The 13,707-nt window shown below is 68.0% G+C and carries 11 protein-coding genes; 3 read left to right on the plus strand and 8 right to left on the minus strand.

Features of this window, described 5'->3' with window-relative positions; translation table 11 throughout:
- The first annotated feature begins 48 nt into the window (after positions 1–48).
- On the plus strand, positions 49–2,007 hold the full coding sequence (locus ISF28_RS15885; RefSeq protein ID WP_198118149.1) for a CocE/NonD family hydrolase: 1,959 nt from the start codon (positions 49–51) through the stop codon (positions 2,005–2,007).
- A gap of 189 nt (positions 2,008–2,196) precedes the next feature.
- On the opposite strand, the gene ISF28_RS15890 is transcribed toward ISF28_RS15885, so the two are convergent.
- Entirely contained in the window at positions 2,197–2,502 is a 306-nt protein-coding gene (locus ISF28_RS15890) for a DUF5710 domain-containing protein (RefSeq protein WP_198118150.1), read from the minus strand.
- Between the two features lie 151 nt (positions 2,503–2,653).
- Between ISF28_RS15890 and ISF28_RS15895 the strand changes: the two genes are divergently transcribed.
- Positions 2,654–3,187: a GNAT family N-acetyltransferase gene (locus ISF28_RS15895; RefSeq protein ID WP_198118151.1), complete on the plus strand. Its 534-nt coding sequence runs from the start codon at positions 2,654–2,656 to the stop codon at positions 3,185–3,187.
- On the opposite strand, the gene ISF28_RS15900 is transcribed toward ISF28_RS15895, so the two are convergent.
- The 3 genes from ISF28_RS15900 to ISF28_RS15910 form a co-directional block, all read right to left on the minus strand.
- Complete coding sequence (locus ISF28_RS15900; RefSeq protein ID WP_198118152.1) at positions 3,184–3,672, minus strand: HPP family protein; 489 nt, start codon at positions 3,670–3,672, stop codon at positions 3,184–3,186. The genes ISF28_RS15895 and ISF28_RS15900 overlap by 4 nt on opposite strands.
- Positions 3,665–4,048: a DUF1622 domain-containing protein gene (locus ISF28_RS15905; RefSeq protein WP_198118153.1), complete on the minus strand. Its 384-nt coding sequence runs from the start codon at positions 4,046–4,048 to the stop codon at positions 3,665–3,667. The genes ISF28_RS15900 and ISF28_RS15905 overlap by 8 nt, the downstream gene beginning before the upstream one ends.
- A gap of 75 nt (positions 4,049–4,123) precedes the next feature.
- Positions 4,124–5,038 carry a polysaccharide deacetylase family protein gene (locus ISF28_RS15910; protein WP_198118154.1) on the minus strand — a complete coding sequence of 305 codons (915 nt, stop codon included), beginning with the start codon at positions 5,036–5,038 and terminating at the stop codon, positions 4,124–4,126.
- A 208-nt stretch (positions 5,039–5,246) separates the two neighbouring features.
- Here ISF28_RS15910 and ISF28_RS15915 point away from each other — a divergent pair, with 208 nt between their 5' ends.
- Entirely contained in the window at positions 5,247–6,959 is a 1,713-nt protein-coding gene (locus tag ISF28_RS15915) for a glycoside hydrolase family 9 protein (RefSeq protein WP_198118155.1), read from the plus strand.
- Positions 6,960–6,969: 10 nt separating this feature from the next.
- Here ISF28_RS15915 and ISF28_RS15920 read toward each other — a convergent pair whose 3' ends face one another.
- Genes ISF28_RS15920 through ISF28_RS15935 form a run of 4 tightly spaced genes read right to left on the minus strand, consistent with a single transcriptional unit; the run spans position 6,970 to position 13,696 of the window.
- On the minus strand, positions 6,970–8,049 hold the full coding sequence (locus tag ISF28_RS15920) for an SGNH/GDSL hydrolase family protein (protein WP_198118156.1): 1,080 nt from the start codon (positions 8,047–8,049) through the stop codon (positions 6,970–6,972).
- The gene (locus tag ISF28_RS15925) at positions 8,046–9,149 is read right to left on the minus strand and encodes a glycosyl hydrolase (protein ID WP_198118157.1); all 1,104 of its coding nucleotides are present in this window, start codon (positions 9,147–9,149) and stop codon (positions 8,046–8,048) included. Before ISF28_RS15925 ends, ISF28_RS15920 begins: the two co-directional genes overlap by 4 nt.
- On the minus strand, positions 9,146–12,019 hold the full coding sequence (locus ISF28_RS15930) for a glycoside hydrolase family 31 protein (RefSeq protein ID WP_198118158.1): 2,874 nt from the start codon (positions 12,017–12,019) through the stop codon (positions 9,146–9,148). Before ISF28_RS15930 ends, ISF28_RS15925 begins: the two co-directional genes overlap by 4 nt.
- Before the next feature lie 12 nt (positions 12,020–12,031).
- Entirely contained in the window at positions 12,032–13,696 is a 1,665-nt protein-coding gene (locus tag ISF28_RS15935; RefSeq protein WP_198118159.1) for a GH35 family beta-galactosidase, read from the minus strand.
- Positions 13,697–13,707: the final 11 nt, after the last annotated feature.

The following is a 13,707-nucleotide window of genomic DNA, read 5'->3' on the forward strand; positions in this document are numbered from 1 at the left end:
GGGCGGGCGGATTTATACTGCCGGTTTTACCACTCCGCCAAGGAAGTCATGACCCGTCGCTCCCTGCCCGCACGCCTGCCCCTGCTTACCCTGCTGGCGGCCCTCGCGTGCACCGCCCTGCCCCCGGCCGCCGTCCACGCGGCCGACGACGCCAAGCCCGCCCCGCGCGACCTGCGCGCGCTGTACACGAAGTACGAATACCGTATCCCGATGCGCGACGGAACGAAGCTGTTCACCGTCGTCTACGTGCCGAAGGACGCGTCGAAGCCCTACCCGTTCCTCATCAACCGCACGCCTTACGGCGCCGGGGTCCAGGCCGACGGCGAGCTGCACTACGGCGAGGACTGGTATCCGAAGCAGATCGGACCGTCGAAGGAATTCGAGGACGCCGGCTACATCTTCGTCAAGCAGGACGTGCGCGGCCGCTATATGTCGGAGGGCAAATGGCAGGAGATGACGCCGCACGTGAACCCGCGGCGCGCGGCCGGCGAAGGCCAGGAAAGCCAGGACATGTACGACACGATGGAATGGCTCCTCAAGCACGTCCCGAACAACAACGGCAAGGCCGGCATCTGGGGCATCAGCTACCCGGGCTTCTACACGTCGGCCAGCATCATCGATTCGCATCCGGCCATCAAGGCCGCGTCGCCGCAGGCGCCCGTGACGGACCTGTACATGGGCGACGATTCCTACCACGGCGGCGCCTTCATGCTGGCCGCGAACTTCGGCTTCTACGCCTCGTTCACTGAGCAGAAGAACCCGACGACCTTGCCCAGGACGTGGGACGACTTCGACTACGGCGCGGCCGACGCCTACGACTTCTTCCTCGCGCACCGCACGCTGGCGAGCATCCTCGGCACCCTGACGGACCGGCAGCGCGCCCTGCTCGCGCCCACGATCGACCACGACACGTACGACGCGTTCTGGCAGACCCGCGCCATCGCGCCGCACCTGAAGAACATCAAGGCGGCCGTGCTGACGGTCGGCGGCTGGTTCGACGCCGAGGATCCGCAAGGCCCGTTTTCGACCTACCACGCGATCAAGAAGTACAACCCCGGCATCTTCGACGGGCTCGTGATCGGGCCATGGGTGCACGGCGGGTGGGCGCGCTACGACGGCAAGCAGCTGGGACGCGTGTCGTTCGACAGCAAGACCGGCGAATACTTCCGCGAACACATCCAGTTCCCGTTCTTCGAACAGCAGCTCAAGGGCGTCAAGCCCGCGCAACCCATCGCGCCGGTGACGGCGTTCGAGACGGGCAGCAACGTGTGGCGCCGCTACACGACGTGGCCGCCGGCGCAGGCGCAGGCGCGCACGCTGTATTTCGGCCCGCACGGCACCTTGACGTGGCAGCAGCCGCCGGCAGGCAGCGGCTACGACGAATACGTGTCCGATCCGAGCAAGCCGGTGCCGTACATCGGCTACCCGGCGACGTCCGTGCCGCAGGAATACATGGTGTCGGACCAGCGCTTCGCCGCCACGCGCCCGGACGTGCTGGTGTACCAGAGCGGCGTGCTGCAGGAGGACGTCACCGTCGCCGGTCCCGTCACGCCCCGGCTGTTCGTGTCGACGACGGGCACGGATGCGGACTGGGTCGTGAAGCTGATCGACGTCTACCCGGCCGAGTACCCGAGCACCGGGCAGCCGGCGCACGGCAACGACGTGGCGCCGCCGCGCGGCACGATGGCCGGCTACCAGCAGCTCGTGCGCGGCAACCCGCTGCGCGGCAAATTCCGCAACGGCTTCGACAAGCCGGAGCCGTTCGTGCCGGGCAAAGTCGAGGCGATCAGCTACCAGCTGGGCGACGTCAACCACACGTTCCGCCGCGGCCACCGCATCATGGTGCAGGTGCAGAGCTCCTGGTTCCCGCTCGTGGACCTGAATCCGCAGACCTTCGTCACCATCCCGAAGGCGAAGCCGGAAGACTTCAAGGCCGCCACGCAGCGCGTCTACCGCGCGGCGCAGACGCCGTCCGGCCTGCAGCTGCTCGTGCTGCCGGCGCACTGATCCCGGCTCAGGGCTCGATGCGCGTGCTCGATATCACGGTGCCCGTGCCGTCCGCCACGTCCAGGTAGGCGCAGCGGCGGCCGGCCTGCTTGCCTTGTCGGCGAATCCAACACATTCTTGCCAGGCTGGCATGCACGACTGGGCGATGACGGTGTAGAAACCGTCATTTCCGGCGATTGCGCCGCGGGCCTAGCGCTTGTTCGGGGCCGCCGCGCGCGCCTGCTGCCAGGGCGTGCCGGCCAACGCCCGCGCGCACTCGGCGCACGGCTCGAACGGATTGCAGGCGTGGTCCAGCTCGACGTAGTTGGCGCCCACGACGACCTTCGCCGCGGCGGTGTCGACACGGCCGCCGCCGTCGCCCTCCTTGAGCCATTTGGCGAACGGCTCGAGCGCGACGCCGGCCGGCACGTACCAGCGCTTGCGGCCGGGATTCCAGCGTGCGCCGAGGGCGCGGGCTTCGTCTTTTTCTGCGTAGGGAACGTTCAGGAAAGTCATCGATCGTCTTCAGGGTGCCGGATGCGGTCGCGGGCGCGGGATGCCGATGCTAACCGATCCCGCGTCCGGGCGCAAACGGCGCCGCGCCGCCCGCCGTTGCCGGGCTGCGCACGTTCCGCTATGATCGATTCACCAACCGATCGGACCGCCCATGCCCCTCGACCGCCACCCGCCCGTCATCCGCACGCTGCACCCCGCCGACTGGCCCGTCTACCGCGACCTGCGCCTGCGCGCCCTGGCCGACGCGCCCGGCGCCTTCTGCAGCACGTACGCGGAAGAATCGCAGCGCACCGACGACGCCTGGACCGCCCGCCTCGCCGCCCCGGCGCTGGGCGCGCACCAGCAGGGCTGGCCGTTCGCCGCGGAGCTGGACGGTACGCCCGTCGGCCTCGCATGGGTCAAGATGGACGCCGATAGCGCCGGGAACGCGGCCACCGCCAGCCTGTACCAGGTGTGGGTGGCACCCGAAGCGCGCGGCCGCGGCGTCGGCGCCGCGCTGGTCGAGGCGGCCATCGCGTGGGCGCGGGCACGCCGCGCGCAAGCCCTGCACCTGCAGGTGACGAGCGGCGACGGCGCGGCCGCGCGGCTGTACCGCCGCATGGGTTTCGTCGACGACGGCGCGCCCGTGCTGCGGCCGGGCACCGGCGTGTCCGAACAGGCGATGGTGCTGGCGCTCGCAGGCTAGTCGCCCTGCCAGCGCGCGACGAGCCACAGCGACAGCTTCTGCAACCCGAGCAGCACCACCGTGGTCGCGAGCGCGAGGAAGAACAGCGCCAGGTTCGACGCATCCCCCGCCTTGAGGCCGAAGCCGAGGGCCGTCGACACGGCCGGCGGATGGACGGCATCGAACACGATCATCCCGACGATCGCAAGCACCATCGCGGTGCCGGCCGACAGATAGCCCGGGCCCAGCACGACGGCCGCGGCCGCGCCGACGCACGCGGCGCCCACCTGCGACACGATCAGGGTGCGCGCCGTGTTGACGATGTGGCCGGGGTCGAGATAGATCAGGAAGGCGCTGGACGCGAGCGACGCGAACAGCAGCCGCTGGCGGCTCAGCGCCTCCACGAGGGCCAGCACGAGCAGCACGGTCGCCGTCGGCGCGAGGGCCAGCAGCAGCTCGCGCTTCAGGCCCAGGCGGCGCCGGCGCGGCATGCCGCCGTCAGCCACGGCGTCCCTCCGGCCGGTTGCGCAGCGCGGGTTCGGCGCTGGCCGTTTCGTCCTTCAATTCCCGGCTGAGGAAGTAGTTCAACGCCGTCCGGATCACCGCGATGGCGGCCAGCTTGCCGATGCGGTCCCACGTCGGCGCGATCGACGTCGACAGGATGTCGGCCGCCAGCTGCAGTTCCAGCGCCAGCGTGAGGTAGCGCGCGAACGCGAGCCGGATCGGGACGAAACTGCCGCCGCCTCCCGACAGCGCGAAACGCACGAGCGCGACGATCACGATGACGACGCCGGCCGCGATCACGAACGCGCCCAGCGCCTCGACCAGCAACCGCAACCACTCCACCCATGCGCGGACCTGCGCTTCCGTCTGTTCGAACATCCGTTCCGGCCTCGCCTATCGCTCGTACCGATAGGCTAGCACGTCACGCGGGTCACACGATTGGAAGCCTGCGTTTCAGCGGCACAGCGCGTCCAGGTTGCCGACCGGTTCCACGGCCGGCAGGCCGGACAGGTCGATGCCGGCATCCTGCGCTTGCCGTTCCATCAGCGCGCCGTTGCCGAAATGCGGGCTCGGCGCGCGGTACGCGGCGTCGGACTGGGCCTGGTCCAGCGTCACGTAATGCGCGCCAGCCGCGTCCAGGCGCTTCATCACTTCCGGCAGCGTGGCGGCGCTCCATGCCCCCATGTGCGTCAGCAGCACGAGCGGAATCGTGCGGCCGTACACGCGCTGCGACATCGCCTTCGTGCGGACCAGTTGCTGGTCGACGCGGCGGAAGTAGCTGGCCTTCATGCCGGCGATCGCCGCCGCGTCGTTCTTCGCGAGGCAGCGGGCATACGTTTCCGTGTAGGCCCAGTCGTCGAATCCCAGGCTGACGTCGGCGATGCGGTAGCCCTGCTTCTTCAGCCAATCCAGCGCGCCGTCGTGGCGCGCGCCGGTGCCGGCGGCGTCGAGGAACGGATAGCGCAGCACGTGCCAGTCGTGGCCCGCCATGTGCTTCTTCAGCACGGCCTCGCCGGCGCGCGCGTCCGCCTCCCACGCCTCCAGCGACGGCGCCTGCGACAGCCCCAGATGGCTGTACGTATGGTTGCCGAGCGGGTAGCCGGCCTGGCGCCACACGTCCAGCGCCGCTTCGCTGGCCGGATTTTCGGCGATGCGCTTGGCGTTGACGAAGCCCCAGGTTTCCGGCACGCCGTGCGCCTTCAGGGTATCGACATAGGAATGCGCGATGCCGGCCCAGGTCATCCCGGCCGGCAGCGTGCCGTGGGCCGGCAGGTCGTCGGCCGTGACGGCGACGTCGAATCGGTCGGCGGCCGATGCGCCGGCGGTGCCGGCCAGCAGCAGCGCGCACAGCAAGATACGTGGTTTCAAGGGATCCTCTCGTCTTCGCGGTTGTTGATGAATTAGTTCGACGAGTGCAATTATTGACCGGATCGCATGGCCGAGGCAATGATCGTGAAATCAACGGTCCCCGTATTGACGGGCGCCGTTCGTTGCGCCGATTGACTTCGCGTTTCCCGGCAGGGTACGATGAAATCGATTCCAACCGCGACTATCACCGCGCCGACCCGGAGACCCCATGCATCGCCCAACCCTGCTCGCCTGCGCCGCGTTCCTCGCGGCCGGCACCGCGCACGCCGCCGCCGCCGGCATCGACGTGAACCAGCTGGGCTTCCTGCCCGCCGCGCAAAAGCTGGCCGTCGTCCCGGCCGGCGCGGGCAGCACCTTCAAGATCGTCGACGCGGCGAGCGGCAAGGCCGTGTTCGAGGGCACGCTGGGTCCCGCGGCGACGTGGGACGCGTCCGGCGAGAGCGTGCGCATCGCCGATTTCTCCGGCCTGCGCACGGCGGGCACCTACCGCATCGCGGTCGCCGGCCAGCCGGATTCGCCGGCATTCGTCATCGGCGCGGACGCGTACCGCGCGCTCGACGCCGGCGCGATCCATGCGTACACGCTGCAGCGCGCCGGCATCGCCCTCGATGCGCGCGTCGCCGGCCCGTATGCGCGGGCGCTGGGCCATCCTGACGACAAGGTGCTCGTGCACGCGTCGGCGGCTTCGCCCAAGCGTCCGGAAGGCACCGTGATCGCGAGCCCGAAAGGCTGGTACGACGCGGGCGACTACAACAAATACATCGTCAACTCGGGCATCAGCACCTACACGCTGCTGGCCGCCTACGAGCACTTCCCGGCCTGGTTCGACAAGCTCGCGCTGAACGTGCCGGAATCCGGCAACGGCATGCCGGACATCCTCGACGAGGTGCTGTGGAACCTCGACTGGATGGCGACGATGCAGGATCCGGACGACGGCGGCGTCTATCACAAGCTGACGAACAAGCGCTTCGACGGCATGGTGATGCCGGACCGCGCCACCGCGCCGCGCTACGTCGTGCAGAAGACGACGGCCGCGGCCCTGGATTTCGCGGCCGTGATGGCAGCGGCGAGCCGCGTGCTGGCGCCGTTCGATGCGAAGGCGCCGGGCCGCTCGCAGCGCTACCTGGCCGCCGCGGAAAGCGCGTGGCGCTGGGCCGTCGAGCATCCGGCGGTCACGTATCGGCAACCGCCCGACATCGCGACGGGGACCTATGACGACGAGAAGCTGGACGACGAATTTTCCTGGGCCGCATCCGAGCTGTATATCGCGACGGGCAAGGACGACTACCGTGCGCGCGCCCTCGCCGCCGCGCCCGGCGTGCAGACGGCGCCCGGCTGGAGCGATGTGCGGCCGCTCGGCTGGATCTCGCTCGCGCAGCAGCGCGCGCACCTGAAACATCCGGACGACGCCGACGGCGCGCGCCGCCATATCCTGGCGGCGGCCGACGAGCTGGTGGCGCGCCGGCAGGCGTCGCCGGTCCGGCTGCCGATGGCGACGTCCGACTTCGTCTGGGGCAGCAATGCGGTCGCGCTGAACCAGGCGCTGATGCTCGTGCAGGCCTACCGACTCACGCACAAGGCCGCGTACCTGGACGCGGCGCAGTCGGCGTTCGACTACACGTTGGGCCGCAATCCGCTCGGCATGAGCTATGTGACGGGCTTCGGCGCCCGCTCGCCCATGCATCCGCACCACCGGCCGTCGGTGGCGGACGGCATCGCGGCGCCCGTGCCGGGCTGGCTCGTGGGCGGACCGAACCCGGGCCAGCAGGACGCCAAGGACTGCCGCGTGGGCTACGCGTCGAAGGCGCCGGCCCTGTCCTACCTGGACAATGCGTGCGCCTACGCGAGCAACGAGGTGGCCATCAACTGGAATGCGCCGCTCGTGTACGTGGCGGCGGCGCTGCAGTCGCTGGAGCGCTGACCGGCGGGCCTTACCAGCCCATCTTCTTGCGGATGAAGGCCGTCAGGATCTCGGCATTGTTACGCTGGTGCTTCAGGCGCGGATGCTGGCCATAGCCTGTGAAGGGGAAGAACACCGTGTCGATGCGCGCGTCGCCGTGCTTGTGCATGTCTTCCACGGCCGACTTGATATAGCCCGGCCACACGGAACCGGGGCGCGTCGCGTCCATGCTGCCCAGCGCGCACACGATGTACGCCTTCGGATAGAGCTGGCGGATGCGCTTGACGAAGGTTTCGTACGCGGCCACGCGCTGCGCATCGTTCGGTTCCGGCTGCAGCTTGTGGTGGTCGCCGATCAGCCACCTGTCGTTCTGCAGCAGGTTGATGACGACGACGTCCGGGGTCCAGCTGGCGAAATCCCAGTGCGTGTCGTTATTGCCGACGGCGCTCAACTGGTCGTAGAAGTCGGGCATCGTGAACGGGAACCAACTGATCATGATGCCGATGCCGCTCTGCGACGTCTGGTGCAGTTCCGCGCCCAGGTTGCGCGCCGTGATGCCGGCATACGACAGGAAGCTGTTCTTGTCGCGGACGACGTCGTCGCGGCCATTCATCGGCGCCTCGTCGCCCATGCCGCTCGTGATGGAATCGCCGAAGAATTCGATGCGGCGCTTGGGACGGGCCGGCGGCGCCAGCATCTGACCGCCGTCCGCCAGTTCCAGCCCGCGGAACACGGTCGCGCCCTCTTCGCCTTCGGTGCGCTTGGTGATCAGGAAGCTGTGCTGGCCCGGCGCGAGGCCGGCCGCCACGTCGTATTTCTTGCTGCCCTGGCCCGCTTCGATGATCAGCGGGCTCGCCGTGTCGCCGTCGAGGAAGACGTTGAAATAATTCTTGCCCTTCTCGTCGTCCAGCGTGAGGGACAGCGACGTGCCCGTGAAGTTGCCCGCGATGGACGTGTTGGGCCAGGTGATGACGGGTGCGGCCGGCTTGGAAAAGTCGATGCGGCCCGTGTACAAGAGGTTCTTGTCGTCGGGCGCCACGGCGACGCCGGCGAATGCGAGGCCCGCATGCATGAGCGCGGCCAGGAAGAGAGTCGTAGTGAGTCGTTTCATTGGGGAGCTTTCAGGAATGCGGGCAGTCTGTCGAGGGTGATCACGTCCGGGTCGTGATAGACCTTCGTCTTGTGCGCCGCCGTGTTGTAATAATCGCCGGACCAGAAGTTATTCCGGTCGGCCGCACCAGGAGCCGCGCGGCCGTCGTTCCACGTCAGGAACCACAGCCAGCGCGCGCCGTCCCGCCGCATGTTGTCGGGATCGGGGATGTAGCTGTTCTCGCTCAGCGCCACCGGTTTGGTGGCGGCGCCGATGGCGGCCATGCGCCGGTAGACGTCGACCTGCGACTTGTAGGTCTTGCCGTCGGCGTCGTCGTACACGTCGTAGCCGACGATGTCGACGACGACGTCGCCCGGATACCAGGCCGCGTCCTGGCCGTTCCACACCCAGATCAGGTTGTGCAGGCCGTGGCCGTTCACCAGCCGGTCGAACAGGTGGCGGTACAGCAGCACATAGGCCTGCGCGTTCGGCACGCCGTCCGTGCGCTTGCGGCCCCACCAGAACCAGCCGTCGCCGCGGTCGCCCGACGCTTCGTGCAACGGCCGCCACAGCACCGTCACGCCCGCCGCCCGCAGCTTCGCGAGTTGCACGGCCAGGCGATCGATGTCGGCGTCGAGCGCGCGCCCGGCGGCGCTTCCGGTGTCCAGCCGGCCGTCGCGCACGGGGATCGTGAACGCCGTGTTCTTGCGCGCATCCGGCTCGCGCGCATAGAAGTTGCCCTGCGTGCCCGCCGGCGCCGACGGATCGCGCCAGTGCCAGCAGAACGTCACGAGGCCACCGCGCCGCGCCCACGCGATGGCTTCATCGACCTGGTGCGCGCCATCGCCAGTCGACCACGTGTTCATGAAGTCGAAACCCATCAGCGCCGGATACTTGCCGGTGGCGTCGAGCACACGTTGCGTCATGTCCACGCCGTCGTTCCACGTCAGGTCCTGCTGGCCGGCGATGGTGTGCCGGCCCCAGGTCTGGCGCAGCCACGCGAATTCCGCGCGCGTGCGCGCATCCGCCCGCGCGTCCACGGGCGCGTCGCGCACGGGCGCGGCGCCGGCCTGGCCGTGCAGGCCGGCCAGCAGGAGCGCGAGGGCGACGCCGGTCTTCACAGCTTGACGGTGACCGGCTTGCCGTCGTACGTCACGGTCTTGTCGGCCGCGTCCATGTCGGCGCTCGTGGACACGCCCGGACGCAGCAGGCGCACCTTGATCTGGCGCGTCGCCGGCATGCCCTTGTACTGGCCGCTGCGCGCGCCGATCGTGACGGTGCCCGCCTTGTCGTCGTAGGCGAACGGAATGCTGCTGTATTCGCCCCGCTCGTACGCGTTCGTCACGCCGTCGTCCTCGTACAGGTAGGCCTGGCCGTTGGCGCCGGCGTAGACCTGCAGCACGATCGGCGCATCCGGCTTCTCGTCCACGTATTGCATGACCGGGCCCGTCGGGATCACGGCGCCCGCGCGCACGAACACCGGGATGCGGTTCAACGGTGCCGGAACGGTCGCGCCGGTGCCGCCCGCGTAGCGCTTGCCGGTATCGAAGTCGTACCAGTCGGCGCCCGCCGGGAAGTAGACGGTGCGCTCGCGCGCGCCGTAACTCGTGACCGGCGCCACCATCAGCGCGTGGCCGAACAGGTATTGATCCTTGATGTCCTTGACCTTGGCGTCGTGCGGGAAGTCCATCACGAGCCCGCGCATCATGGTGCCGTTGCGGTAATGCGTGTCGGCCGCCATCGTGTAAATGTACGGCATCAGGCGGTAGCGCAGCTTCAGGTAGCCCACCATGGAGTCGCGCATCGCGTCGTCGCCGGCCGCGATGTTGTAGATCTCGCGCTTGACCACTTCGCCGTGCGAACGGAACAGCGGCGAGAACGCGCCGAACTGGAACCAGCGCAGGTTCAGCTCACGCCATTCCTTCATGTCTTCCGGCTTGGCCTGGTGCTTGGCCGTCACGCGGTTTTCCTGGGCCGAGCCCACGTCGCCGTACTGGAAGCGCGTCTCCTGCGCATAGCCGCCGATGTCGTGCGTCCAGTTCGGGATGCCGGACATCGAGAAGTTCACGCCCGACGCGATCTGGTCGTACAGATTGTTCCAGCGCCCAGCGGTGTCGCCGCTCCACACGGCCACCGAATTGCGCTGGATGCCGGCGAAGCCCGAGCGCGACAGGATGAACTGGCGCTTGTCGGGCTGGTCGCGGCGCAGGCCGTCGATCATGCCGCCCGAGTGCACGAGGCTGTACGGGTTGAAGGTGATCTCGCCGGGGCCGTAGACGGTCGGGCCGATCAGCTTCTTGAAATCCTCCAGCCGCGAATTCGACAGGACGTCCGGTTCCGTGTTGTCCATCCACCAGGCGTCGAAGCCCTTGTCGACCAGCTTGTGCTCCAGCTGCCGATAATAGATGTCGCGCGCCTCCTTCGTGTACGGGTCGTAGTGGCTGTTCTTGTAACCCTTGCCGACCCAGTCCAGCGCGCCGTCCTCGACGTTCTTCGTCCACATATGGCCCTTGGCCGCAAGCTCCTTGTAGTTGGCCGTATTGGCGTAGAACTTGCCCCAGATGGAGATCATAATGTGGGCGTGCTGCTTGTGCACCGCGTCGACCATGCCCTGCGGATCGGGGAAGCGGACCTTGTCGAAGTCGTGCGAACCCCAGCCGTCTTCCGGCCAGTAGAACCAGTCCTGCACGATGTTATCGAGCGGCCAGCCGCGCTTGCGGTACTCCGCGACGGTGTCCAGCAACTGCTGCTGCGTCTCGTAGCGCTGGCGCGATTGCCAGAAGCCGTACGCCCATTTCGGCATCATCGGCTGCTGGCCCGTCAGCAGGCGGTAGCCCCCGATGACGTTGTCCATGTCGTCCGCCTGGATCACGTAGTAGTTGACCGCTTCCGCGATCTCCGACGACATCGTCAGCGAATGGCGTTCCGGCGCGGGCAGCGGATCGTTGTGCGTCATCGCGATCATGCCGCCCGACGGCTTCCACTCCAGGTGCAGCTTGACCGGCTTGTTCGGCTCGAACTTGACCTCGAAATTGTGATACCACGGGTTCCAGCCCTGGCGCCACACGTCCATGACCTGCTTGCCGTCGACCGTGAGCGTCGCGTAATCCGACGCGTACAGCTGCATCTTGTGCACGCCGGCCTTCGGGCTGGCCATCGCGCCGTCCCACACGACCTTGACGTGCTTCCCGCCCAGCGCCTTCATCGGCGGCAGTTCTTTCGGCCAGTTCTCGGCGACGTCCTTCAGGTACTGGTAGGCGATGTCCTTTTCCTGCCGCGTGAACGCGAGCTTGCCGTCGATGTAGTAACGGGCCGTGAGGCCGCCCGGCTTGCCCTGGTCGTCGGTCAGCTCAAGGTCGCGCGACAGCCAGGCGTAGGGCTTGGCGTCGCCGAAGCGGCTGATGCCGTTGTTGTCCCACAAGAGACCATAGTTCTTGTCCGAGACGACGAACGGCACCGCGGCGATCATATTGTGCTGCTGCAGCAGCACGTCCTCGCCGTTGTAATTCATCTGCGCGTTCTGGTGCTGGCCCAGGCCGTAGAACGCGTCGTGCGTGCCGTAATTGAAACCTTCCTTGATGGCGAGGTACGGCTTGCCGCCGACCTGGATCGGCGCCATCGTTTCCGCGGCCTGGGTCAGGAACGGTTTGCCGGCCGCGTCGAAGAAGCGGACCTGGCCATCCTTCAGCGACACCTCGGCCGAGATCCTTTTCGCCGTCAGCGTGACGGCGTCCTTGCCGTTCGCGACCGCGAAGGCGCAGCCGCACGGCTTGGCGACCGTCATCAGCGAAGGCGTCAGCCGCTTGTCCGGGTTGTCGAGCTTGACGACGTGGACGATGTTATCGGCCATCAGCTCGAGGCGCACGAGCTTCGCCGGGCCGCCGTCCGGGCGCACGTCGATGCCGGTGGCGGTCTGCTGGACGGTGCCCGCGAGGGCCTGGCTGCCGGCGGCCAGCAGCATGGCCGCGGCGGCGATTCGGGTGAATTGCATGGTTGTCTCCTCTCAGTACGTCCCCATCCGCACCTTCAGCACGGTGGGCATGGCCGGCAGGTTCAGGCCGTAGTCGGTCTGGTCGCCGTTCCAGTTGCGCTCCATGACCCATTTGCCGTCCGGGTCGTAATGGCCCTCCTCCACCCGCGCGAACATCGCGGGCTTGCCGGCATTGGGGCCGGTGCCGGACAATTTGACGCGGATCTTCTGACCCACGATGACGAACTCGTTCGGGCCGATCTGCGCGATGGCGGCGCCGCCGGACGGGTGCTCGGTGCCGTCGGGGTAGTCGTTCTTGTCCTGCAGGTAGTCGCGCTCGCCGAACTGGAATTCGCGGAACGACAGGCGCGCGTCCCAGCCGTTCATCGCGACGGTCTGCGGCTTGCGGTCGTCGCCTTCGGCCACGCCGTAAGTACGGCCTTCGTACGCCCAATTGGCCCACACGCGCTGCATCGGCGCGAACACGTCGTAGACCTTGGCGAACGGCTCGACCATGCGGCGGTCGGTGAACTTGGAGCCGAGCGGGTAATTGCTGTACGAGGCGTAGTCGATGCCGAACGGCGCCACGCCCAGCGCGCCCTTGCCGATGATCTCGTAGACGTAGCGCGCATAGCCGGCCGCGTTGCCCATCTCCGGCACCATCAGCGGGTTGTCCGGGCGCTTGAACAGCTGCAGGGTCGCCGCGACCTTGTCCGACTGCGGCAGGTAGATGTCCGGACCGGCGAAGTCGATGTGCGGCGCGGCGGCCTTATAAATGCCGATCACGTCGTAGGTCGGTCCGCCGCTGGCGAAATCGCCCTTCCACGGCGGGGTCGGTTCGTTCACGTGCGGGTCGCGCAGCGCATTGTTCACGTACATCGGTAAATCGTATACCGCGCGGCCGGCCTTGGCGATGTCTTCGATGTAACTGGCGATGGCCCACGTGTGAAAATACTGTTCGGCGTAGTCGCCGTACACCTGGCTCCACGTGCCCTGTTTCGGACGGCCTGCGGGCGGCGGCTGGTGCGCGACGACGGCGGCCGGCACCGGCTGCTGGAACGCGGCCTGGGCGCGCGCCGCGTAGTCGCGCGCGACGCCGTAGGTACCCACTTCGTTCTCGACCTGCACCATGATCACGGTGTGCTGGCCGGCGTCGATCTTCTTGATGTGTTCCATCAGCGCCACGAACGCCTTCTTGTCGGCGGCCCGCGTGGTGTCGCCAAATGGCGACAGGCAGTAGCTCGTCTTGCCATCCTTGTCGATCATGCGCGGGAAGCGCTTGTTGTCGAACTTGACCCATTCCGGCGCGTAGGCCGGCCCCGTATTCTTCCAGGTGCCGAACCACAGCAGCACGAGGCGCGTCTTGTGCTCGCGCGCCTCGCGCACCAGCGTGTCGACGTAGCCGAAGTCGAACGTGCCTTCCTTCGGTTCGATCTGTTCCCACGCGACCGGGATCTCCAGCGTGTTCGCATGCGCATCCTTCAGCGCGGCCCACACCTTGGGCAGCGCGGCCGGGTAGTTGCTGGAATTCTGGGCCTGGCCGCCCAGCACGAGGAACGGCGCGCCGTCGACCATCAGGGCATAGTGGCCGTCCTTGCCCACGATGCGGGGCATGTCCGGGGATGGGGCCGCGGCGTGGGCGGCGTGGGCGGCGAGGAGCAGGCTGGCCGCCACCAGGCGGAAGGATTTGGTTTTCATGCGCGAACGGG

Origin of the sequence: Massilia rhizosphaerae, from assembly GCF_016093545.1 — a bacterium.
GTDB classification, from domain to species: Bacteria; Pseudomonadota; Gammaproteobacteria; order Burkholderiales; family Burkholderiaceae_D; genus Telluria; species Telluria rhizosphaerae.

Excerpts from the sequence above, each read along its gene's own strand:
- ISF28_RS15885 (WP_198118149.1), top strand. The coding sequence starts at position 49 with ATGACCCGTCGCTCCCTGCCCGCACGCCTGCCCCTGCTTACCCTGCTG.
- ISF28_RS15890 (WP_198118150.1), bottom strand. The coding sequence starts at position 2,502 with ATGACTTTCCTGAACGTTCCCTACGCAGAAAAAGACGAAGCCCGCGCC.
- ISF28_RS15895 (WP_198118151.1), top strand. The coding sequence starts at position 2,654 with ATGCCCCTCGACCGCCACCCGCCCGTCATCCGCACGCTGCACCCCGCC.
- ISF28_RS15905 (WP_198118153.1), bottom strand. The coding sequence starts at position 4,048 with ATGTTCGAACAGACGGAAGCGCAGGTCCGCGCATGGGTGGAGTGGTTG.
- ISF28_RS15915 (WP_198118155.1), top strand. The coding sequence starts at position 5,247 with ATGCATCGCCCAACCCTGCTCGCCTGCGCCGCGTTCCTCGCGGCCGGC.
- ISF28_RS15920 (WP_198118156.1), bottom strand. The coding sequence starts at position 8,049 with ATGAAACGACTCACTACGACTCTCTTCCTGGCCGCGCTCATGCATGCG.
- ISF28_RS15930 (WP_198118158.1), bottom strand. The coding sequence starts at position 12,019 with ATGCAATTCACCCGAATCGCCGCCGCGGCCATGCTGCTGGCCGCCGGC.
- ISF28_RS15935 (WP_198118159.1), bottom strand. The coding sequence starts at position 13,696 with ATGAAAACCAAATCCTTCCGCCTGGTGGCGGCCAGCCTGCTCCTCGCC.